14 protein-coding genes and 2 pseudogenes are annotated in these 21,888 nt (G+C 55.9%); 6 read left to right on the top strand and 10 right to left on the bottom strand.

Annotation, left to right across the window (positions count from 1 at the left end; translation table 11 throughout):
- Nucleotides 1-75: 75 nt before the first annotated feature.
- Nucleotides 76-291, top strand: a pseudogene (locus tag BLR20_RS21410) (IS66 family transposase); the annotation flags it as partial.
- Nucleotides 292-489: 198 nt separating this feature from the next.
- A complete protein-coding gene (locus BLR20_RS21405; RefSeq protein ID WP_054994484.1) occupies nucleotides 490-2,256 on the top strand; it encodes an SIR2 family protein in 1,767 nt (588 codons plus the stop codon).
- 484 nt (nucleotides 2,257-2,740) lie between these two features.
- On the opposite strand, the gene BLR20_RS21395 is transcribed toward BLR20_RS21405, so the two are convergent.
- From BLR20_RS21395 to msrA, 5 genes and pseudogenes are all read right to left on the bottom strand, one after another.
- Nucleotides 2,741-3,343, bottom strand: a complete 603-nt coding sequence (locus BLR20_RS21395) for a hypothetical protein (RefSeq protein WP_143010017.1) — start codon at nucleotides 3,341-3,343, stop codon at nucleotides 2,741-2,743.
- A gap of 282 nt (nucleotides 3,344-3,625) precedes the next feature.
- A complete protein-coding gene (locus BLR20_RS21390; RefSeq protein ID WP_074595028.1) occupies nucleotides 3,626-4,765 on the bottom strand; it encodes a hypothetical protein in 1,140 nt (379 codons plus the stop codon).
- Between the two features lie 501 nt (nucleotides 4,766-5,266).
- Nucleotides 5,267-8,407: a CHAT domain-containing tetratricopeptide repeat protein gene (locus BLR20_RS21385; protein WP_054994480.1), complete on the bottom strand. Its 3,141-nt coding sequence runs from the start codon at nucleotides 8,405-8,407 to the stop codon at nucleotides 5,267-5,269.
- Nucleotides 8,408-8,540: 133 nt separating this feature from the next.
- A pseudogene (locus BLR20_RS21380) lies at nucleotides 8,541-8,851 on the bottom strand (IS66 family transposase); the annotation flags it as partial.
- A 1,383-nt stretch (nucleotides 8,852-10,234) separates the two neighbouring features.
- Nucleotides 10,235-10,741 (bottom strand): peptide-methionine (S)-S-oxide reductase MsrA, encoded by a 507-nt coding sequence (gene msrA, locus BLR20_RS21370; RefSeq protein WP_024693084.1) that lies wholly within the window; start codon nucleotides 10,739-10,741, stop codon nucleotides 10,235-10,237.
- 438 nt (nucleotides 10,742-11,179) lie between these two features.
- Between msrA and BLR20_RS21365 the strand changes: the two genes are divergently transcribed.
- Together BLR20_RS21365 and BLR20_RS21360 are read left to right on the top strand one after the other, a co-directional pair.
- Nucleotides 11,180-11,995: a formate/nitrite transporter family protein gene (locus tag BLR20_RS21365; protein ID WP_054994479.1), complete on the top strand. Its 816-nt coding sequence runs from the start codon at nucleotides 11,180-11,182 to the stop codon at nucleotides 11,993-11,995.
- Between the two features lie 346 nt (nucleotides 11,996-12,341).
- On the top strand, nucleotides 12,342-12,776 hold the full coding sequence (locus BLR20_RS21360; protein WP_054994478.1) for a hypothetical protein: 435 nt from the start codon (nucleotides 12,342-12,344) through the stop codon (nucleotides 12,774-12,776).
- Here BLR20_RS21360 and BLR20_RS21355 read toward each other — a convergent pair.
- The 5 genes from BLR20_RS21355 to BLR20_RS21335 form a co-directional block, all read right to left on the bottom strand.
- Nucleotides 12,766-13,455, bottom strand: a complete 690-nt coding sequence (locus BLR20_RS21355; RefSeq protein ID WP_054994477.1) for a 4'-phosphopantetheinyl transferase family protein — start codon at nucleotides 13,453-13,455, stop codon at nucleotides 12,766-12,768. The two genes, BLR20_RS21360 and BLR20_RS21355, sit on opposite strands and share 11 nt — an antisense overlap.
- The gene (locus BLR20_RS21350; protein ID WP_054994476.1) at nucleotides 13,452-17,492 is read right to left on the bottom strand and encodes a Pls/PosA family non-ribosomal peptide synthetase; all 4,041 of its coding nucleotides are present in this window, start codon (nucleotides 17,490-17,492) and stop codon (nucleotides 13,452-13,454) included. The genes BLR20_RS21355 and BLR20_RS21350 overlap by 4 nt, the downstream gene beginning before the upstream one ends.
- Before the next feature lie 252 nt (nucleotides 17,493-17,744).
- The gene (locus BLR20_RS21345; protein ID WP_054994475.1) at nucleotides 17,745-18,248 is read right to left on the bottom strand and encodes a GNAT family N-acetyltransferase; all 504 of its coding nucleotides are present in this window, start codon (nucleotides 18,246-18,248) and stop codon (nucleotides 17,745-17,747) included.
- 217 nt (nucleotides 18,249-18,465) lie between these two features.
- Entirely contained in the window at nucleotides 18,466-19,692 is a 1,227-nt protein-coding gene (locus BLR20_RS21340) for a type II toxin-antitoxin system HipA family toxin (protein ID WP_032611790.1), read from the bottom strand.
- Complete coding sequence (locus BLR20_RS21335) at nucleotides 19,692-20,015, bottom strand: helix-turn-helix domain-containing protein (RefSeq protein WP_010428926.1); 324 nt, start codon at nucleotides 20,013-20,015, stop codon at nucleotides 19,692-19,694. Before BLR20_RS21335 ends, BLR20_RS21340 begins: the two co-directional genes overlap by 1 nt.
- A 310-nt stretch (nucleotides 20,016-20,325) precedes the next feature.
- Between BLR20_RS21335 and BLR20_RS21325 the strand changes: the two genes are divergently transcribed.
- The gene (locus BLR20_RS21325; protein ID WP_054994474.1) at nucleotides 20,326-21,411 is read left to right on the top strand and encodes an FUSC family protein; all 1,086 of its coding nucleotides are present in this window, start codon (nucleotides 20,326-20,328) and stop codon (nucleotides 21,409-21,411) included.
- Nucleotides 21,412-21,421: 10 nt separating this feature from the next.
- On the top strand, nucleotides 21,422-21,883 hold the full coding sequence (locus BLR20_RS21320; RefSeq protein WP_003395085.1) for an Lrp/AsnC family transcriptional regulator: 462 nt from the start codon (nucleotides 21,422-21,424) through the stop codon (nucleotides 21,881-21,883).
- Nucleotides 21,884-21,888: the final 5 nt, after the last annotated feature.

Raw genomic sequence — 21,888 nt, 5'->3', positions numbered from 1 at the left:
AAAGATCTCCTCATTTTCGCGCGCGCGAAAATCACAGCGGGTTCAAAACCTAATCTTCGTGATGTAAGCGAACGGCAAACACGCATACCGGCACAGGTCATCGACAAAGGCATCCCGACTGCCGGGCTGATGGCCCAGGTGATGATCGCGAAATACGCCGATCATTTACCGCTGTACCGCCAGGAGCAAATCTTCGGTCGGGCCGGTCTTGCGATACCTAGCTCAACGCTCGCCAGTTGGGTCGGCGTTTGCGGTGTGCAATTGCAGCCGCTAGTCGACGCAGCGGGCAAATGGAATCGGGGAGTTGTTGCCGCATCGGTGACAACCCGCTTAGTTGCGTAAGAAGGGATGGCCGGAAGCTTATTCGAATTCGAGAGGTACGATCACTGCACAAGTGATGGCCTTTAGCTAGAATACCCCCACCCAGAACAGGGCAGGCGACTAAGTGACATACGTTGCTACCCCGAATACAAGGAAGACTCTGTGCCCATGATCGCCAATGACCCCACTACCCAGCTTGCATTCTCTGTATATGAGAACAAGGGAGTGTACGCGTTACTCCTAGGCTCAGGAGTATCCCGCACCGCCGGTATTCCAACCGGCTGGGAGATCACCATGGAGCTAGTCAAACGTGCCGGTATTGCCTCAGGTGTCGGCGAGCAAGAGGATTGGTATGCTTGGTATCTAGGTCAGACAGGAGAGCAGCCTAACTATTCGACGCTGCTGGAGACCTTAGCAGGCACGCAGAGCGAACGCAGAGCCATTGTGCAGAGCTTCCTTGAGCCTACAGCCCAAGAGCTGGAGGACGGTTTAAAAGTACCCACCAGGGCTCATCGAGCTATCGCAGAAATGGTGCGTGCTGGGCACGTGCGGGTCATTGTGACCACCAACTTCGACAGGCTGATGGAAAACGCACTGCGTGATGCCGGCATCGAGCCCACGATCGTGAGTTCGGTCGACACCCTGGCAGGAGCAGAACCGCTCGCCCATTCCCAGTGCTTCATCCTCAAAATCCATGGCGATTACAAGGACGCCCGGATTCTAAATACGGATGTTGAACTGGGCGACTACCCCACTGAATTCAACACTCTGCTCGACCGCATAATCGATGAGTTCGGGTTGATCGTCGCCGGCTGGTCAGGAGAATGGGATCACGCCCTGAGGGCTGCGTTTCTACGCGCCCCTTCCCGACGCTACCCAACCTACTGGCTCGCCCGAGGAGGTGTGTCTGAGCGCGCCCAAGAGTTGGTCGCACGACGCCGCGCTTCGGTGGTTAGTGGGACTGATGCGGATACGTTCTTCGATGCCCTTAACCTGAAGCTTGAGACCATTCAAAAATCCCGCCAGCCCAATCCGGCGAGCATCGAGCTGATGATCGCCATGGCAAAACGCTTCATGGACCGGCCTGAACACAGAATCCAGCTCGACGACCTAGTCACGGCTCAAACTCGACAGAGTATTGCTGATTTTGCACCTCTATTTGCAGGACAGGGTGATGTGAGAACCCAGGCGTTCAGTGATTGGGTCCCAGAGTACGAGGCTATTGCAGAACCAATCGCACGCCTCGCTTCAGTGCTAGGTCGATGGGGCACAGGTGATGAGCTGAGTCTCGTACTGGATGCCGTTAAAGGACTATATGCAGAAGCTCATAGGGAGCAGGCTGGCTATACCCACTGGCTCGCCCTGAAGAACTACCCAGCTGCGTTGGTCGTTCTTGGCTATTCACTGGGCCTAACCCGTGCAAATCGCCTTGACGTTCTATATAGCCTGCTCAATTCAACCGTCATTAACCGCCGTGAGCAACCAGGATTGATTGGTTACGAGTTGTCACCGTTCTATTTAGAGGCCGGTAACGGGCTGCTGGCGCATTGGAAAACCTTAGAGGATCAGAGCAACGCCCGTACACCGCTATCCAATCGCCTGGCCAGCCTCATTACCTGTAAATGGGCACCCTCGTTCGCCGGAGTGCAGGATCCCGAGCTGCTGTACGAGCGTTTCGAGTTTCTGAACCTGCTGTTCTTCGCTCAAACGAACGGCGTCAATGAAGAAGAGCTCAATAATCGAATCCAGCAGAGTCAATTTCGAAACATCGCGATGGGTCGTCTATCGTGGCACTCGGAGACAATCTCGCGCTTTGCTCAGGAATACTCTACGCCGGAGTTCAACGCGCCCTTGCTTGCTGCCGGCTTTGCCTATGGCAGTGAGAGCTACCTACAGCGATTCTTAGAAGGATTAGGCCGATTGAGCAGGTGGTAAAGGCGCTCCAAAGCTTCCCTAAATTCAGATCATGGATCACTGCTCATAGCGACCCGCAACCGTCAGGGTAAGCGTCCGCCGAACACATCTTGCGTGATTACGCGGATGCCCACCTAAGCGTGAGGTAGGCGTGTGCACCGTTCGTTTACTTCGCGGTGAACAAATAAGTGCACACAGCTCGTTTGGAAGCTCAACAAGATGCTTCCAAATGAGCTGGTGAGAGCCAGGGTGACTTGTCGCGCTGGATATCACCAGCAGCCAAGGATTTTCGCGCGCGCGAAAATACGGGAGTTGGGAGTTCTTCATCACGGCGAGATCTTGATTCATCTGAACGACCCCATGGACCAGAGCAATGAAGGCTGGCCGTTTCTGACAGCCCGATCTAGCTGGTTCCAGCTCAAAGCTGATCTGAGAAAGACCACGTAGCGTGCTGCAGGCCTTACCTAGCTTGGAGAGCAGATCACTTAGGATCGCGGGCCTCCACTTAGTTTCTCACAAATGCATACTGATACTCGTTCAGCTCATTTGAATTACGAGCGATTAATTTCAACTCAGAGCAGCTACCAATTGCCTCTGCGAAACCAGACCCAACCGCCATAGGCAGGTAAAAATAGTCACCATACATCTGCGGAGGATTACCCCATATCATCGCTCCAAGATACTTCCCATACTCCTTATCGGGAAAAATCCTAGCCAGTGAGCTAGGTAAACTGACATCAATTATTTGACCGCTTTCAACTGTCAGCCAAACGTGCAGATTAATCCCCTGCCTGCCTTGAGAAGAAATATCTGCAAGTGAAATTCCTCTCTTACACCAACGTCTCAAATCTCCCCAAGATGGATCGAATGCCGCCTTATCTCCGTTCCAAAGCTGTCCGATGGTGATGTAGACTTTTCTACCGAGAGAGGCCTCAATGTGGGGTGCAAGAAAATGGCTCCATTTAAGGCACTGAAAAGCTGATTTTGAGGCGTCGCTCACACCTGCGGTCAGTAGCGCACGCTCCAGAAAATCATCGCTTTCGCTAATTGGGGAGGACAGCCAATTTGGCTTTGCGACCTTAAAGCCTTGAGCATTTGTGAATTTCACCGCGTGTAAAAACCAGGCTCTGTAGTCTGAAAAATCCTCTGAGCGAGTGGGAAGCGGCGGCGGCGTGTAAAAAAATTTCTTAAAGCACCACATATTAACCCCGACTTAGAATCTACGAAATCTTCTTTGAGTGATAGTTGTATTTGGCATTACAGCGACCCCACTCGGTGATAGCGTTATCCAAGTACACCTTTACATTTAATCCCGCTCATCAACGCGCACTCGCACAGATTCAAAAATGGGCATATTGACTGATGCGCATCGACCATAACCTTCCACCCTCTAATATATCGTATTAGAAGCCATCATTTCCCAAAGAGCCTTTCGATCTAACTCCTCGCCTTTATAAATCACTTTTCCAAACGTATCATCAACAATACGCCTTCCGCCCATACCTTTCTCATAAACATGAACATGAATACCTTTTTCTTGAGGTCTATCTGCCGTCCATAAGACAGCAGGGGTCGATGACCACAATTCAAAATGAAGATCGCGGTAGTCATCCATATCCAAAACTCGATCCGGTATTATGTATTCATTGCTATTATTGAATTGATCATGGAGTGGTTTAAGAGGGGTAGAGACAATTTTACCATCACTCCAGACACTGTCATTCCCACAATTACCACAAAAGTGTTTTTTATGAGGAGCGTTGGCAAAACTTCCGAGATCTAAATGGGGATAACCACACTTTTTGCACGTAACACAGTCCATATCCCGGTTATCCTCAAGCGATTTAACGAACTCGAATGCAGCAGGGGGAGTAATCTGAATTTGAGTGATATCACTGCTTTTGAATAACCCAAGATCCTGACTGTAGGAGCATACAATTGCGTCGTAATCACGATCTATCCTTTTTCTTTCCTCCCCCGTAAAACGTTTATGAACATGAATGTGTGGCGCACGAGGAACGATATCCTCGCTAGACATTGCTGGAGGCAGTGAGCACCATACAGCAATTTCTTCGAACTCATTGAAGTCTACTACTAATGGATTTACAACGTAGCTCATGCCCATCAAATGGTTGCTACAAGTCACCTCCCCGCTAGCAGGAACCGCAGCAATATCAGCTTTAACCCCCCAATGAATTTGATGAGTTTTACAATACCAACGGTCAGCACCGTTCCTGAATTTTCCACAGGGAATTATATTACAGGGCAGTACTGCATGATCGCCTTTCACAGCAGTAAAACTCCCAAACACGCCTTCAGAGCTTACAGCTATATTACCTATAGTTCTTCCTGGCGCCCAACAAATAGCTTGAGATGTCGAGTACTGATCGGGGTTATCTTCTTGCTCACCCTCAATACAATATTTCCTGATGAAGTTCTTCTTGGCCATTCCCGTTCCAGGGTCTGACCACTCACATTCCCAGACTTCAACCTGCTGAGTATCCTTGTTCAGCTTTCTTGAGTAAAACATACACCGCCTCTTTAAAATTTTACTTTGATGTAACCAATGCCATACAAGTATTACGCACCGAGCACACCTTATAAAACTACATTTTTCAAAATAACCGCACTATTTATAAATAACTATACATCAATGCACCGCTCTCCACACATAGAATTCCGCTCTCAGAGCGAGGATAGGGCCTACATAAAATCTCCGGTTAACCCGGCTGATTGACGCAGTCCTCACTGACCGCGTTGGGTCGACTTCTGCCGGTCAGGGCGCACCCAGTGCGCTGGTCAAATCCGGTGCAAGCATCTGGGCAAGTCGAATGCAATTCTCCAGACAAACTTTTACCGGCTCGATTAGTACCGATGAGCCATTGGGTGCAGTATTGCTCCAATGAAAGTAAGCGTCCGGCGAGATCACCCTCCGAACTCCATCGTCCTTATGGTTGGGATCGGAGGGAGAATTCGCCGGACGGTTACAAACGTTCACCTACACAATCCAAAAAGCGTTAGCACCACACGGCTACGATAAGGTCTGACAGGGATCTCCGTAAAGATTCATCGCCAAAGCTCGAGAAGGATCACCACTAATCTCCTTGTTGGCATCATGGCAGGCCTGAATGGCGGTTTTGCCTGACTTCCAGTGCTTTAGGAACTTTGGCGCCCAGCTCGCTGCGACCATTGCTTCGACCGGCCAAGGTGAGGCAATGACCGTTGAACATCCATTAGAAAGAAGCTGCTTAGCCAGGCCACTCGTAGTGTTAGCATCCGGCACCTTGTCCGAGCGGCCACCGCTACAGACAAACAGCACCGCCACACGTGAGTCGCGAACAGCTGTTGCGACCACATCAGCAGGGACCTTCAGCGACCCCTCGTCATTCAAGGTATGGAAATAGTTGCCCTCAGGGGAGACCTGTCCATGGGCGGCTATAAACACCAGGTCCGAGCTTGCAAGAGTTGCGGGCGGCTGGTTGCTGGTATCCAGTACCACTCCGTATTCCTCGAACTCCCCTTGCAGATAACCAAGTAATACGTTGAGGGTCTGTGTCTGCTCGCCTGCGTTGGATATCCAGGCGCACAGTCGCGGCACGGAAGCAGGACGGCGGTTGAACGACTCCGCGAGCCATGCCATTGACGGTGCGGCACCAACGGGTTGAGAGGCTCCAAAGAAGCCATTGTCGGTCCAGAGCAGATTGCTCGGCATCGAACGCAGCTCTGACTCCATCACGACCAGGGTTGCGCTCGACGGGAGTGTCTGCCATTTGCACTCAGCTAGGGACTGCTGCATTGCGTGCTCCTTTTCCCAACTCTGCGTTCCCACGTCCCTGCAGTAGTCATATGGGTACAACCTAGACCATCTCTTGAAGCTGTCGTAGATGAACTCTTGCTCTTCCAAAAGAGTGAACTGGCCTTCCTCATATCTGAGGGAAACTAGCTGGCCGAGGTTGTCGAATGCGGCCAGCACCAAGGCGATCCCGTGCTCGCGCAGATGTTCGGCCACCTCCAAAATCTTCGAAGGGGACCCAAACGTGTAGGGGGGTCTTGGGTGCCGCGTCCATCCCGGAGCTGCGACGCCACTGTCGGCTAGAAGCTCAAACGGCAGCAATAGCTCATCAGGCTTTACGCTATTGCGTTTAAGGGTCAGCACCACCCTGGCGGCGTCCGTCAGCGGCATTGAGTCATATGCGGCATCGTTGGCGAACTTTGCGGGTTCTACAGATGTGTAATGCGTCCAAAGGGCGCCAATAGGATCCTCGCTATCCATTAGCGTTTGGACGAACGGTTTTGATAAAAAGGTATTGCCAGCGAGTACCTTAATCGTCTGAGCTGCGCTATCCGGGATCTCAACGTTGAATCTCTTGGAAAGCCGGATGAGCTGATCAAGCAGAGCCATCGTTTGGACGCCGTCCTCACCACTACCAAGCGCCTCCTGACCAGCTTCGGCGGTACGCAGGAGCAGATTAGGGATCTCGTCAGCTCTTGCTGGAAGATCGCGAACAACCCTTTCAAGCTCGATAGTCAATCTGACATGAAGCTGTTGGTGTCGATGCTTTTCATAGGTTCCGCAGGCCTGCAAGGCCTTGTCAGATATCTCCAATGCGTCCAAAGCATAGTCAAACAGTCCAGACTCCCTAAGCAGCCGTACCCAAAGGTTGATCTCATTGAAGCTAGTAAACGGTGTCTGCCCAATATTGGGGCCCGCAATAGCACAAGCAAAGGCAACCAAGCTGGTGCGACGGTCCTGAAGACGGCTGTAGAGATCGGCCATGCTGAACCATGCGGCTTGGGCCCGAGATCGTGAATCACCGCATTGAGAAAGCTGCTCTTCGCAAAGGTCTCTGGCCTGCTGCGCGTACCCAGCGTTACCTAACCGCATCATCGCTACCCGGAACAAGACCGTAGTAAAATCAGGGGCAGATGTATGGGGCGCAACACCGCATCCAAGAAGAAGCCAGTTCTTCAAGGCGTCTACGTCCTTGCGTGATTCAACTGCAATGGCCACCGAACTCATCATCGTACAAATGGTTGCCATACAGACGTCTGGATTGATCGAGATCAACTCGCGTGGAAGTTTGGTCTTGCCAGGAATGCATGGCTGGCGATCCACGAACCATTGCATGCAGATTTCTGGGATTTTGCTCTTGATTAGCGCCTCCTCAGAACTAGACGCCGGATACATGTCAGGTCCGAGGATGAGTCCTCCTTCATCAATAAGATCTGAGACAACCTTCAAGATGAGTGGAACACCGATGTCGGCACTACGCTCAACCGAAAGCAGCTCTATCAGGCGCTGTCGAACGTAGCCCCGCTCCGGGCGGATAGCCAAGTAGCCAACGATCTCCTTGATGATGTCTACAACCTTGCTCTCAATCAACAAGAAGTCAATTGAGCCCCTTCTCACCAGAAATGCGTCGAGAACGGCCAGCAGTTCTCTGACTTCTTCATCTTTCTCCAATCCCACGAGTAAGATTGCAACATTGATCGCAGCCACTACCTCATGTCTTGCAAGCAGGTATCGAAGAATAGCCAAGGGCACCAAATTGCCAGATGACCGTTCAGCTAGTGTCACCATTGCTTCAGTATCAAGCGAATCAGAATCTGCCAGCAGCTGCAGATGGTAAAGATGCTCGCGCGAACTCATTAAATCGGGGTGAAGCACAATTGCTGCCTCGGCGAATCGTTCGTCGCCTAATGCCCGCTGCAAGACCAAGTTCCGGACACCGCTATAGGAGGGGTGCTCATTGATCATGCGTGTCTCGAAATGTCCCTGAAGATTCGCATCGCCAATTCGTTCGGCGACGCGGGAAGCTATGTAGAGAGAGTCCAATGAGAATGCATCATCGACGACTCTGTTTAGGAAGCTTTTAGAGTCAGCGTCAGCTCCAGCGTCCGCACACACATGGGCCAACCGTAACAGTGCCTCTGGTTCGGGATCAGCAGGAAGTATCAGGCGCTTGACCTCTCTATACGCTTGCTCCGGCAAACCAGCACGGTGAAGCATTTGAATGGCTACCACCCTGGTATCCGCCTCGCCTCCAAGCTCCAGGCCACGGAGATGCGCGAGGGCTGCCCCTACCTCTCCATTTGCCAACATCTGATCGCACAGAGCAAGACCCTGCTGGACCCTCGACTCCCAATTGGAGTATCCGCTTTCCTGACTCATAGTTACTCTCCAGAACCTTCATCCCTGCTGCGTAATCGTACGGGGAATACGCCTGGCGTGTAATCGAACTTCGCTAGGTCTTCGCCGATGTGCTGAAGCTGAGTAAGCGTCCGCCCAACTCAGCTTGCCTAAGTCAGGTCGGCATCCACTGATGCGGTAGCATTTGCTCTATCTCACTGGCCCGCTGCGTCGTCGGCAGCGTCAGCACATCATTTAGGTAGGCATACGGATCATGACCACTCATACGTGTCGGCTGGATCAGACTCATGATTGTCGCCGCCCGTTTACCGCTGCGCAGCGACCGACAAACAGCCAGTTTGAGCGGCTGAGTGCTCATGGCCGTATCCGGTTCTCCACCTAATTGTTGTCGATGGGCACAGCCACATTATCCAGGTAGCGTGCCAGCGTCACCCAGCGTTTCAGACTGCAGTCGAGAGCTTGGGCATGGCTGAGCTGTTCCTGAACGACCTGGGCTTTGCACGGTTTAGGATAAGAGCTCGTTGGCGCATGGAAAACCTGACGATTAGGGGTGATAGCGTCCGCTTAAAAATACGCGGACACCATCGCCCTTAATGCTGGAGTTCGGAGGGTGAGCTCGCCGGACGCTTACCATTGTGGTTCAGTACGAGCTTTGAACCTGGGGACATTAAGTATTCATCAGCCAGAAAAGCCTCGTCAGGGAGGGTTACGAATCTCAACCTGCGCAGCAGTCCGAAATAAAACCTGGCGGCCGCTGGGCTTGGTTTTGGCTAACAGCTCGCTCATTGCTGAGCGTATTCGCTATTTGAGCTGTCGACACGGTGCGTGTTCTCATAAGGATTAATACCTTCTCCAGGTCCAGTAGGCGATGCCATACCCTCCAAAAAGCAGCACTGCGGAACCTCCCCATTGCATGTATGTGCTAGCCCACCACTCCACGTCTAGACGCTCGATGGACAACCCGGGGAAGTACAAGCCTTTGACACCCCAATACTGCATGGCAGGCCAGAATCCGCTCCACAAAGTCGATAGCGCTAGAGGCAAAAGCGCCCTGCAACCTAATAAACCGTCCGTGAGCTCATTCCATATTGCGTAACCTACTAAACTCAGACACAGGACGATGCTGAAAAGGAGTCTGCCTCCAGCGGAAATATCTACGCCTATCTGATCTGAAAATCCTTTAGCTACAACGTATCCGAGCAGCGCGATACCGGCGGCAAATGCAACTCTCTCAGCGACACGATTTTGGCTAGACCTCATTGAACCTCTCCGTTTCGTAAAATTGCTCACGTCATGTTAGCCAGTGGACACGCCCAGGACCAGCCAAAACAGACGTTCAAAATCATAGGCGATTATGCGCAGGATGGAATTGAAAGAGGTTTGGAGGACATACGGCAGAATTGACTGAACACCCGTGTATGGAAACCTCATGAGCGTGATTCTGGTTCAACGATTCGGTACACACCAGGTACAGTCATAAGCTCTCGCTACTTTCTCAAAACTACGCCAAACCCGCTGTTTAGAATGCTTTCAGCTTTGTGTGCCTACGTTAACCTATGAACAGTTTTACTAGGCTCACAGCGTTTCTAGGCAACTCATAATCCTTTGGTCCACGGTTCGAGTCCGTGTGGGCCCACCATACTCAAAGCCGCGCATTGCGCGGCTTTTGTGTTTCTGGTGAGGCCCTCTCAGATACAGTCCTGTAGTGGTCTAGTGATTCCGGACACTCATTCAGGCGAGAATATCGCCAGATAGAAGTGTCTGATACCACTACAGTTGCCTGCATGACAGGGACAGGTCAGCTTTTGCGCTCTCCCCTATCGCAGCCTTTCCCGGTGCGATTCAGGTTCAAGCCCGCTTGGGCAACTTCCAGTTCGGCCGGATGAAGTGGCAGGTATAACCGTTCGGTATCCGCTCCAGATAATCCTGATGCTCCGGCTCCGCCTCCCAGAACTCCCTGGCGGGCTCGATTTGCGTGACCACACGTCCCGGCCACAGCTTGGAGGCGTCCACGTCAGCCGCGGTATCTTCGGCAATATCCCTTTGCTGTTCGCTCAGGTAGTAAATCGCCGAACGATAGCTTGGCCCAAGATCATTACCCTGCCGGTTAGGCGTGCTCGGGTCATGGATCTGGAAAAAGAACTCAAGAATCTGCCGGTAGCTGATCACCGCCGGGTCAAACACGATCTCAATCGCTTCGGCATGGTTGCCGTGGTTGCGGTAGGTGGCGTTCGGTACGTCACCACCGGTGTAGCCGACTCGCGTATGCAGTACGCCGGGGTAGCGTCGCAACAAATCTTGCATGCCCCAGAAGCAGCCGCCGGCAAGGATGGCGGTTTCGGTTGGGTTGGTCATGGTCTGTCCTTGCGGTTTATGGAGACAGGGATAGTTATGGGGTGATGCCGGGCAATACCAAGCCGGATGAAGTAAAAAACAGGATCGTGTTGCGGAACGAGTAAACGTCCTACAGAAGCCTTGGCGCCTTGCTCCGTTGCCTGCAGTTGCGTCAGTCCGCTGGCTTGAGCGCTTGAGTCAGCGTTTCTAAGGTGGCTCGGTCGCTGACAACTCAGTGCTCGGGTTTAGTCGACCCACTACAAACCTGCCAACCAAACAACTATAAGCCCACCTCCGCGCAAACCTCCCCACTCATCGACCATCTCAATCACCCGATCAAAACATCCGATTAGCCATCTTCCGAAACATTCCGTAACGTTGTTTACCGGTGCGACAGATGCGCGCACCGCCTGAGTTTCTACTCCCCACGCTCAGCCCACGACCACGCACGAGCCCACCATGTCTTTGAACACCCCGCAGCAAATCGCTGAAATTGCCGTCGAAAGCGGCGTCAAGAAGGCCCACATGGGCCTGTCGTCGTTGATGATCCTGGGCTTTCTGGCAGGGGCTTTCATCGCCCTCGGGTTTCTCCTCGACATTCATGTCAGCACCATGATCCCTCACGAGTGGGCGTCGCTGGGCAATCTGCTTGGCGCTGTGGTGTTTCCGGTCGGGCTAATTCTGGTGGTGCTGGCTGGCGGCGAGTTGCTGACTGGCAACATGATGAGCCTGCCCATGGCGTTGTTCGCCGGGCGTATCGGTCTGGGTCAATTGGTGCGCAACTGGTTGCTGGTGACGCTGGCCAACCTGATCGGCGCGCTGTTCGTCGCCTATTGTTTCGGCCATGTGGTGGGTCTGACTGAAGGCGCATTCATGGCCAAGACCGTGGCCATCGCCAATGCAAAAGTGGGGGCCAGCTTCGAACAGGCCTTCATCTCCGGCATTGGCTGCAATTGGCTGGTGTGCCTGGCGGTGTGGCTCAGCTACGCGAGCAAGGATGTGATCGGTAAAGTGGTCGGCATGTGGTTTCCGGTGATGGCATTTGTAGCAATCGGCTTTCAGCACATCGTCGCCAACATGTTCGTCATTCCTGCAGCGATCTTTGCCGGCGCTTTGAGCTGGGCGCAGTTCGGCGACAATTTCGTTCCGGTATTTTTAGGTAACGCGGTGGGCGGCGCGGTGTTCGTCGGCCTGGCCTATCATTTGGCCTTTTCCAATGCGGCAACCCGGCCCGCTGAACTGTCCAGGACCAGTGGCGCGCAAACGCCGGAATAATCCGGCGACGCCCATCAAACACGCACAAAGCCCCTATCCAGGGAACCTTGCATGCCGTATTGACCACTCAGCCTTCAAGCTTCAGTTAAAGGTTCGCGTCATGTTCCCGATCCGAGGATTCGATCCCTCCCGTATTACTCACCCTGCAGGGGGTCCGCCTGCCTCCGATGCACATGCCCCGGGGCCAGCTCGTTCGAGTGGCCCAAGTGCTCCGCAGAGTCATACTCACGAAGTCCCTTCGCAGATTTCTCCGCGAGGCCGACCGCCGATAAGGGTGGGCAGCTTCAAACTGCCGAAAGGGATTGGTAAACATCGGCTCGCCGCATGGTTGAAACCGACCGGGGAGATGACCGATCTGGACGCTGACGACGCCGGAGGATCTTCAGGAGAGGGCAGCCGGCACTACAGCTACCGTGCGCAGGATTTCTCGGACGAGAGCGATAAGCCGGATCGGGACATTGAAGTCAGGATTCATGTCGACAGCAGTGGTCAGCTGAAGCAACTGCATGCGCTATCACCTCCGGGTTCAGGTCTGGAAGATAAGCACCCAGGCTTTGTCGAGGTGGATTTTCAACCCTCCCAGCCCTCACATCATCCGCTGGGAGGGATGGAACAAAAGCTCCGGAAACCCGCAGCGCCTAAACCGACAGCCGCCGAGAAGAACGTAAAAAAGGCAGAAGAAAAGCTCGCTGAGCACATCGAGGCGGTTAAACAGAAAGTTGAAGAGCAAAACTCGCGTAACAAAGAAAAGGTTGAGTTGCTCGACCAGATCAGATTTTGAAATGATTGGCAGCAGCGCATCGATCAGGGATTTCTGACAGTCCCAGTTCAGGATCCGTACGCCGCTCAGCAAGATTCAGGTATTCCATCAAACCCTGACTCAACGCCACCACACCCACCATCCCCTCCCCCAATTCAACCTCAACCTCAACGCCCTGCAACCCTCCCACTGCTGCCCATTCCTCAAGCGCCAACCCACGCAACTTCAAAAATGCTTCGCGCCTGCACCATGCCTTGGCGAACGCGATCGGGCGAATCGACTCGGGCATGCCTGACAGGCCGGTAGCAACCTCAGCCCCCAGATAATCCAGCGCGACAGCATGCCAGTCCGGCACCGCCTGAAACTGCATCAAGTCCACGCCCACTGCGCCTTGGAGATTGACGGCAGCCAGAGAGAATCCAGCTTCATGGCTGATGGAAAACCCGGGCTCCGGCAGCCCGTCGATAAGCAATCGCGGCGCGAGACCTGGGGCGCGGATGAACGTGATCGCTCCGGGTGGCAGCTCAAGCCACTGTTCCACGGCGGTACGCACGCAAGCCCGAATGCGGTTTCTGGCTTCATCTCTTGCACAGCCCGGTCTGGTGACGCAGCTGACCAGCAATACATTCTGCCGAGGGAAAGGCTTTGGCGGGGCAAGCCGGCCATCTTCATCGAATGCCCAGCTCGCCCCGTGCTTCATGCCCTGTCAGGTGACGCCGGGCAGCCGGCCCATCGGCTGCCTGCAGGAATGTGTTCGCCCTTCATCACCAGAGTCAGTGCGCCAAGGTGCGCATCGTTGCCGACGACGGCGCTATACAGCACAGCACTGCGTGGCCCCATGTACACGCGTTCGCCGATGCTGACGTGGTCGATCTTCATGATTCGGTCTTCGAACAGATGGGTCTGCGGGCAGGCGCCGGCGTTCAGCTCGCTGTCTGCGCCGATGCTGACACAGTCGAATTCGGTGATGTCGGTAGTGTCCATGTAAACCCCGCGACCAATCCTGCAGCCGAGCAAATTGAACGCCAGCGGCAACCACGGAGTACCGCGCAGGTAGCGCATGAAGTTTGGTGCGGCCATGCCTTCATACAGACTGGTGATGCCTTCCGAAAGCCATACGAAGGGCGTCCACATGGGGTCAGCGCGTTTGCGATAGCGGCCCATCACCAGCCATTTCAAGGCCGCGATCAGCAGAAAATTACCCACGCTGTAGGCCATGCCGATGACGGCGAGGTAGGCCAGTACGGCACCCCAGCGTTCATCGTAGGCGAGTGGCATCAGATCAAGCATCACCGTGTAGCCAACCGCGATCACCACCGCATGAGGGGTAACGATGCGCACGCCTTCGACAAGGCCTCGGGCCAGGCGGCGCAGCGGTGAGGGCTTGAACGTCAGCGACTCGGGAGCGCCACTCACTTGCTCGCGAGCAGGCAGGTGGATCGGTGGTGAGCCCAGCCAAGTGTCGCCGTCGACTATTTTGCTGTTGGGCGGCGCGCAGGAATGGACGCCGATCAGGACGTTTTCCGGCAGTACCGTGCCGTCCGCAATATATCCGCCATTGCCGACAAAGCTGCGATGCGACACGACCGTGGGTTGCATGGTCATCCAGCCGCCGTCGATACGCTCATCGCCGAGCATCACCGCATCGGCGATAAAGGTTTCATCGCCCAGGGTCAGCATGTCCGGGATAACGCCCTGTGCGCTGGAAATCTCGGCGTCGCGCCCTACTTTCGCGCCCAGCAACCGATACCAGAAGGGCGAATACACCGTGGCGTAAATGCCGGACAGCACGTTGAGGCTGGCTTCCTGAATCTGGCTGATCAGCCATTTGGCGCAGTAGGTATTGCTGTGTACCTCATAACGGCCCGGTTTGAGGCGTGGGAAGACCACCCAGCGCAATGCCGCAGACGCCAGGACGGTCGCGACAATCAGCACTGCACTGACCGGGAACGCGAGCAGGAAATAGCGCGCCAGTTGTCCCAGTGGCCCGCTGCCCTCGAACCATGGCAAGACATGCTGCGTGTCGAACCAGTCGATCAGGAAAAAGGTCGGGAAGACCGGGATGAAGAACAGCGTCGCGACCAGCAGAACGCCGACGACGAAGAACAGTTTTTCGGCGCGCAAACGCGCAGGGCTGGTTACGGGGCGCGCAGGTTGACTGAGCGTATCGAACGCGCCGACGTCACGCGCTGGCGAGCCTTGCCAGATGCGCCCGGCCGGAACCTCCCGACCGTCGGCCATGGCCGATTGGGCTTCCAGATGTCCCCACGGGCCTACGGCCGTATTGCCTTCCATGATCACGTACGAGCCGACACAGGCATTGTCCTGCAAAGCGATACGTCCCAGATGCAGCTGGCCCCGCTCGACGCGTGCGTTTTCAAAACTGACACCGTTGCCGACGCTGACCCCGTCGCCGATTTCCAGCAGGTCATGAGCCCGTACTGTCGCCCCGCCGATAATCACGTCCTGCCCGATCTTCGCCCCCAGTGCACGCATCCACAGGGGGTAAAGCGAAGAGCCGCTCAGCAGATAAGTCGGCGCCGACTCGACCATGCGGTCTGCGGCCCACCAGCGAAAGTAAGTAACGCCCCACAACGGATAGATCCCAGGCTTCAGGCGGCCGACGATCAGCCACTTGGCCGCCAGCGCGATGAAAAACTGCAGAACGGTGGCAATCAGGAATACCGAGATCGACGCCAAAGTCGCCAAGGTGACAGAGTCTTCGGGCGATCCGGTGAGCAGGTGATAGGTGAAGAACGGTGCGAGCCACTGGCTCATGCGCAGGCTGACCATGACCGGTAATGCCAGCGCCTGAGCCACGCCACAGCGCCAGCGGCGCCAGGCTGACGGAGGTGTCCAGTCCACCGGAGCGTCCATCTCTTGGGGTGCCTGATCCAGCACTTGGGCAATCGCACCGATACGCCGATGCTGGTAAATGTCACGCACCGTGACTTGAGCGAAACGCGGGTTGGCCCGCAGGGCCGAGGCCAGACGCGCGGCAAAGAAGGAATGCCCACCCAGATCGGTAAAAAAGTCCGCATCGCGGCGGATCGGCATGCCGGGGAACAGTGTGCTCAGCGCGGCAAACAGCGCAATCTCACCTTCTGTTTCCGCCACATCGGACTCCGCACTGGCGGCCTCGGCATCGACCGTCAACGGACGGGCCTTGAGCGTTTTACGGTCGATTTTGCCGGACGTCAGGCGTGGCATGCTGTCGAGCAGTTCGAAGTGTCCCGGCACCATGTAAGGCGGCAACTGCGCCTGCAGGGTTTTGCGCAACTGACTGGTGAATGCGGAAGGCGTCGAGGTGTCGCTCACCAGATAAGCAATCAGCTGATCCACGCCCTCCTCGTTACGCAACAGGACGGCAACGGTGCCCACGCCAGGCTGCTGCGCCAACAGCGATTCAATCTCGCCCAGCTCGACGCGAAAGCCCCGAATTTTTACCTGATCGTCGGCACGCCCGAGGCACTGCACCTGCCCTTCATCGTCGATCCGGGCAAGGTCGCCGGTTCGATACAGGCGCGCATCGTGATAGCCGGTGGACCATGGGTTCGGCAGGAATTTTTCTTCGGTCAGGTCCGGCCGGCCAAGATATCCCTCAGCCAGGCCAGGGCCGATGATGCACAGCTCGCCGACTTCACCACGCGGCAGCAGGCTGGGCGCCAGGTTGCTCCCGACCGCCGGGTCATTGGCGATGACCAACAGTCCGTAATTGGGTAGCGGTGTGCCAATCGAAACCGGGCGACCACGCGACAGACGCGCCAGGCTGGCCGATACAGTGGCTTCGGTAGGGCCGTAGGTGTTGAACATCTGCCGGTTCGGCGTTGCCCAGCGCTCGACCAGCGATTCCGGACACATCTCGCCGCCCAGATTGATCAGGCGCAAGCCGGGAACGTCTTCGCTGAACAGCGCCAGCAAAGTCGGCACCGCATGCAACACGCTGATGCGCTGCTCATTCAACAAGCGCGGCAGGGTTTCGGGGTCACCGCTGGTTTCCTTAGGACCTATCCACAGCGTCGCGCCCACCAGATAGGCAATCCAGATTTCTTCGAAGGACATGTCGAAGGCCACGGAAAAGCCTTGGTAAACCCGGTCGCTGGCCCGAATGCCGAGTATCGCGTTTTCACTGCGCAGAAAATGGCAGATGCTGCGCTGGGAAATCAGAATGCCCTTGGGCTTGCCCGTGGAGCCGGAGGTGTAGATCACATAGGCAGGATGGTCGGGAAGCACCCCACTGCGGCGCATCAACGCTGTGTCGGTCGGCGTCAGCAGTTGTTCGGCAGTCCACACCTTCAGACCGGTGTCGGCCAACCCCGGCATCATCGCATCGCAGGACACCAGCCCGACTGCGCTGGCGTCGTCCAGGCAAATCTGCAAACGCTCAACCGGCGTGTCCTGATCCAAAGGCAACCAGGCGGCGCCAGCCTTGGCGATACCGGCCTGCATGACCAGCAGCTCGATGCCACGCGGCAGCCACAGACCGACAATGTGACCCGGCCGAACACCCGCAATGATCAGCGCAGAAGCCACCTGATCTGCCTGCCGGTCCAGTTCGCCATAGCTGATCTGGCGCTCGCCGAAGATCAATGCCACGTGCTGCGGATTGCGCCGGACACTGGCTTCCAGCAAATCGGCCAGCACTTCCTCACGTAGCAGCTCAGGTTGAATCGGACCGTAAATCACGTCCAGCGATTGTTCATTCTGGCCTAGCGTCGACAGGTTCAGGTTATTCATGGCAGCAGGTATTAGCTCGTCTGAAGGAGGTGCCTGAGATTTTCTGGTTATGAGCCGGTCCGTCAGCGATTGGCGCGAATTCTGTGGTCGTTGCGTGTCCGGAATATGTCCGTTTTGATACATTTTGGCTGGAGCGCTGCAGCTCTCACCGGGGCAAGAGAACAGGCTGGCAAGGCGAATATGGCAAAGGCTGGCTGTACGAATCTTGAACAACAAAACGAAGGTGGCGGATTGCCCGCGTTGCTGCGCGGGTTACAGCAGACGCCACAAGGTCTCGCGCGTCGCAGGGTTGAAAGACTGCGCCTGACGCTCCATGACACTTCTCAGCCCATCGCCAATACGCTCCGCTGGCATCGGCTGGAAACCATTTCGCCGAAACCATGGACCGTTCCAGCGCGGCTCGCGAAATGTCGTCACACTTATCGCGTGAAGTTGACAGACATGCGCATACGCCTCGACGGACGCCAGCAGTCTTTTTCCAACACCCTTGCCGGATGCATCAGGCTCGACCGAGATGTTGTCCAGGTACAGGTCATCATCCAGCAGGCGCATGGCTGCAAAACCGATGATGTCACCGCTGTGCCTGTCGACTGCGACCACTACCCGGCAGGCTTCAAACCTGTCTGCGCCCAGCGGAAGGCTTTCGGCGACATGCGCCAGAGAAGGAATGCTTTTGTAACGGTGACGCGCCCGCACTGACAGGCGCTGTAACGAATCCAGGTCGCTGTGTTGCGACACACGCAGATCAAATTCCACCCGCTTTTCCTCCGTGACTACCTGACATCGAAACCAGACGCCGATGGCACATCTGGACGGTGAGCCGAATAATCACCACAATCGGCTCACTCCATGAGCCGATTAACTTTACCTGCTTGCCAAAAACTGCCTGGTCCGCCTTCCCGGTGGAGGCCGCAGCACTCGCTACCAGATCAATCGGACCTTGCCGTAGAACGCTACGAAGCAGAAGGAACTGCTAGCGCTTCAGACGTGCGCCACTGGTCGCATCGACCGCAGCATCCAGTTCCGCACCGGATAGGAGCTGGCTGTAGTAATCACGCAGTTCGGCTTCCCAACCGGCCACCTCGTCCAGCGTCGCCTCGGCTTGCTCCTTGCTCAAGGCAAAGTGAGTGTGCTGACTGAGCAGATTGCCTCGGTTGAGCCGCACCCCTTCGATGCCGACTGACATGGCAAGTGCCTGAGCAGGCCCTTCGTCCAGAATGGGCAGTACGTCGTACATCGGCGATAACCTCCAGCCACCCTCTTTCCAGATGACTGCGTGGTTACGGGGATGGTCATCGGCATTGCCGACCAGCACGTTGTAGGCCATGCGCCGATACAGCTCCTGCCGATCACGGTCAGGCGCACCACGACGATACAGCTCATCTGCGAGCGCCGCATATTGCCAGTCGGGGTGCGTACGGGCCTTCCACTCGGCGTCCAGCAAGGTCAAGCCGCTGAGCATCGGCAGGCGGCGGAAGCGATGGGTCTGCTCATCAAAAGCGCGGTCGAAACGCTCGACCAACAGTGTATTGATCCGCTCGCCGCGATACAGAGAAGTGTTGGACGTCTGCAGCCCTTTAAGCCCGGCGAAGGTCATGCAGGCGTGCTCAACGGAGGGCAGGTCATAGTGATCGAATTTGTCGCGAGGCTTGGCCAGAATCAGTTTTCTGTCGCCCAGATAAGTTCGCTTGGGACGAGCGCCGCCAGCGGAAGATCGCTGATCCCTTACCTTCAGAGCCTCCAGTTGCTCGGCGCTGAGCTGGCTGTCATAGATCGCTTCACAGGCATCGATGAAATGATCGAGCCCTTTGGCACGAAAGGCCTTGGGAGGCGTCTGGCCCAGACCGTCCTGCGCTACACGAGACAGGCCGGCCATGATATTGCCCGCTCTGTCGCTGTTGGGAGACTTGAGCAGCAGCTGTATCGAGTCCAACGCGCCTTTTTCAATCCGATGCAGCAACCGCTCTCCCCAACCATCGGGCATGGCATCATCGATAAAACCCGGGACGCCACCATTTTTAGTCACGGTGTAGGACCGCGTGGACAGTGGATACCTGAAAGGATCCGGCACCCAGATGCTTTCCTGCACCGCATCCGGTGCATATTGGAACGTTCCGACGCCCGCCTGAATCGTCAGCTTGCCCAGCGTCAGTGTCTCCCCGCTTACAGGGCACTCCATGTAGATATAAGCCTGTGCCATCAGAAGTCCTCCGGCTTGTTTCGAGGCAGGCGGACACGCTTTCGGTCGGCTGCTTCAAGCTGCTCGACACTGAACGACTGGTCATCCCGAAGCCCTTGAAACAATCGCTCCGACACCCCCAGCCCCCAGACCACCAACATGAAGTCACGCAGCGATACGCCTTCGGCATTGCCTGCCTCGATACGTCGAAACGTACGAAGCGAGATGCCCAGCCTTTCGGCAAGATCGACCTGACGGATGCCTTGCTGCAACCTGGTCTGCTTTACCAGCAGCGCAATGCGCAAAAGCGTGTCGGTGCACTGAACGGGGAAAAAAGCCTTCATGAGCGGTTACCAGTGGACGTGCATAGGTGTTCTAGAAAAAACAAAGTAACACGTATAGCTACGTGGCCCCGAAAATAATAGCTCACGAAAGAACACATTAACTCTAATAAAGTATCACCAAGTGCCATCTTAATTAATCATAAAAATCGTGATTACTGCCTTCAGCGCGTCATTCCTACACCTTGAATGCGCAATGCCACGTCACTGATCACCGACATACCCCACCCATCCCCCATCAAAATGTGGCTTACTGAGGCCTGCCATCATCCAATCAGGGAATCTCTTCCCTACCCTCGCGGTCTCTTAACGCATGACGAATTCGCGCTCTGCTTTCATACCCTCCTGGCTTCGCCCTGTTTTGCGTCCTTTGCTGGACCCGTATCGCCGTTATCGGCATGCGCGGCTGATCCACGCGGCGCGGATTGCGGTGGGCTTGCTGGTGACTATTCTGCTGACCACCGGCCTCAACCTGCCTCATGGCGAGTGGGCGTCGGTGACCATGCTGATCGTGATCGGCGGTTTGCAGCATCACGGCAATATCGGCAAGAAGTCGGTCGAACGGGCCTACGGAACGTTGATCGGTGCCGGCCTCGGTCTGATCGTGGTGGTCCAGCAGGGCTATCTGGAAATGCCGTTGCTGACCTACGCAATGATGTCGGTGATGTGCGGCTTCTTCGCCTATCACGCCATTGGCAAAGGGGGTTACACCGCGCTGCTGTCGGCGATCACGCTGTTCATCGTGGCCGGTCATGGTTACAACCCGATCAGTGACGGGCTGTGGCGGACCGTCGATATTCTGATCGGTATCGCGCTGGCCCTGGCGTTCTCCTTCGCCCTGCCGCTGTATGCGGTGTTTTCCTGGCGCTACAACCTGGCCAGTGGTCTGCGTGACTGCGCCAAGGTGTACGGGCGCATCGTGCAGGGCCAGCCGGTTACCGCTGACGAGCATTTGAAACTGACCGCCAGGCTAAACGGCACGATGCTGCAACTGCGCTCGCTACTGCCGTCGGTGTCCAAGGAAGTGAAGATGTCCATGGTCGAGCTGGACGCCATTCAAGGCCACTTCCGCATGTGCCTGAGCACCCTGGAGATTCTCGCCAATATTCGCCCGGCGAATCTGAATCAGCTTGCCGACGAGACGCTCAAGGCATCGCTGGAAGCTGACTACCGCCAGATTCGTCGACAGCTGATCGGCATGGCCCGCGCCCTGCAAACCGGTGCCACCGAGCGCCTGGCGCGCACGACCGAAACACCGGAGACACCCGGAACACCTGTAGTGAAAGCCGTCATTCCTACCGAGCTGAAGGGCTACCACTTGATGACCCAGCAGTTGGCGCTCAACCTCGACGGCCTGCAGGCGCGTCTGGCCAAGACCGCCAAACGCTGGAAGTTTTAAGGAACCGCCCGTGCCCGATACCCGCCCGCCAGTGCTGGATGAAATCGATCGCCAACTGATTGCCGCGCTGCAAATCAACGCGCGCGAAAGCGTTGCCATGCTCGCCCGGCAATTGGGCATCGCCCGCACCACCGTCACCTCGCGGCTGGCACGCCTGGAAAGCAGCAAAGTGATTACCGGTTACGGCGTGCGCCTTGGCCAGCGCGTGGTCAGTGGCGGGTTGCAGGCGTATGTCGGCATCACCGTGCAACCCCGCTCGGGCAAGGAAGTGGTGCGGCGGCTCAGTGCCATGGCGCAGGTTCAGCAACTCTGTGCGGTGAGCGGCGAGTTCGATTATGTCGCCTGGCTGCGCACGGATTCTCCCGAGCAACTGGACCAGCTACTGGACCTGATCGGCAGCGTGGATGGTGTGGAGAAGACCACGACCTCGATCATTCTCAGCAGCAAGATCGACCGCGGCCAGCCGGTGTAACTGAC

The organism is Pseudomonas congelans (genome assembly GCF_900103225.1).
In the GTDB taxonomy this organism is placed as follows: domain Bacteria; phylum Pseudomonadota; class Gammaproteobacteria; order Pseudomonadales; family Pseudomonadaceae; genus Aquipseudomonas; species Aquipseudomonas congelans.
This window is presented reverse-complemented; position numbering and strand designations above follow the sequence as displayed.

Bases quoted from the DNA above. Each gene is read 5' to 3' on its own strand.
- BLR20_RS21325 (WP_054994474.1), top strand. From the start codon at position 20,326: ATGACGAATTCGCGCTCTGCTTTCATACCCTCCTGGCTTCGCCCTGTT.
- BLR20_RS21350 (WP_054994476.1), bottom strand. From the start codon at position 17,492: ATGAATAACCTGAACCTGTCGACGCTAGGCCAGAATGAACAATCGCTG.
- BLR20_RS21385 (WP_054994480.1), bottom strand. From the start codon at position 8,407: ATGAGTCAGGAAAGCGGATACTCCAATTGGGAGTCGAGGGTCCAGCAG.
- BLR20_RS21365 (WP_054994479.1), top strand. From the start codon at position 11,180: ATGTCTTTGAACACCCCGCAGCAAATCGCTGAAATTGCCGTCGAAAGC.
- BLR20_RS21390 (WP_074595028.1), bottom strand. From the start codon at position 4,765: ATGTTTTACTCAAGAAAGCTGAACAAGGATACTCAGCAGGTTGAAGTC.
- BLR20_RS21405 (WP_054994484.1), top strand. From the start codon at position 490: ATGATCGCCAATGACCCCACTACCCAGCTTGCATTCTCTGTATATGAG.
- BLR20_RS21340 (WP_032611790.1), bottom strand. From the start codon at position 19,692: ATGGCACAGGCTTATATCTACATGGAGTGCCCTGTAAGCGGGGAGACA.
- BLR20_RS21355 (WP_054994477.1), bottom strand. From the start codon at position 13,455: ATGAAGCACGGGGCGAGCTGGGCATTCGATGAAGATGGCCGGCTTGCC.
- BLR20_RS21360 (WP_054994478.1), top strand. From the start codon at position 12,342: ATGACCGATCTGGACGCTGACGACGCCGGAGGATCTTCAGGAGAGGGC.
- BLR20_RS21335 (WP_010428926.1), bottom strand. From the start codon at position 20,015: ATGAAGGCTTTTTTCCCCGTTCAGTGCACCGACACGCTTTTGCGCATT.
- msrA (WP_024693084.1), bottom strand. From the start codon at position 10,741: ATGACCAACCCAACCGAAACCGCCATCCTTGCCGGCGGCTGCTTCTGG.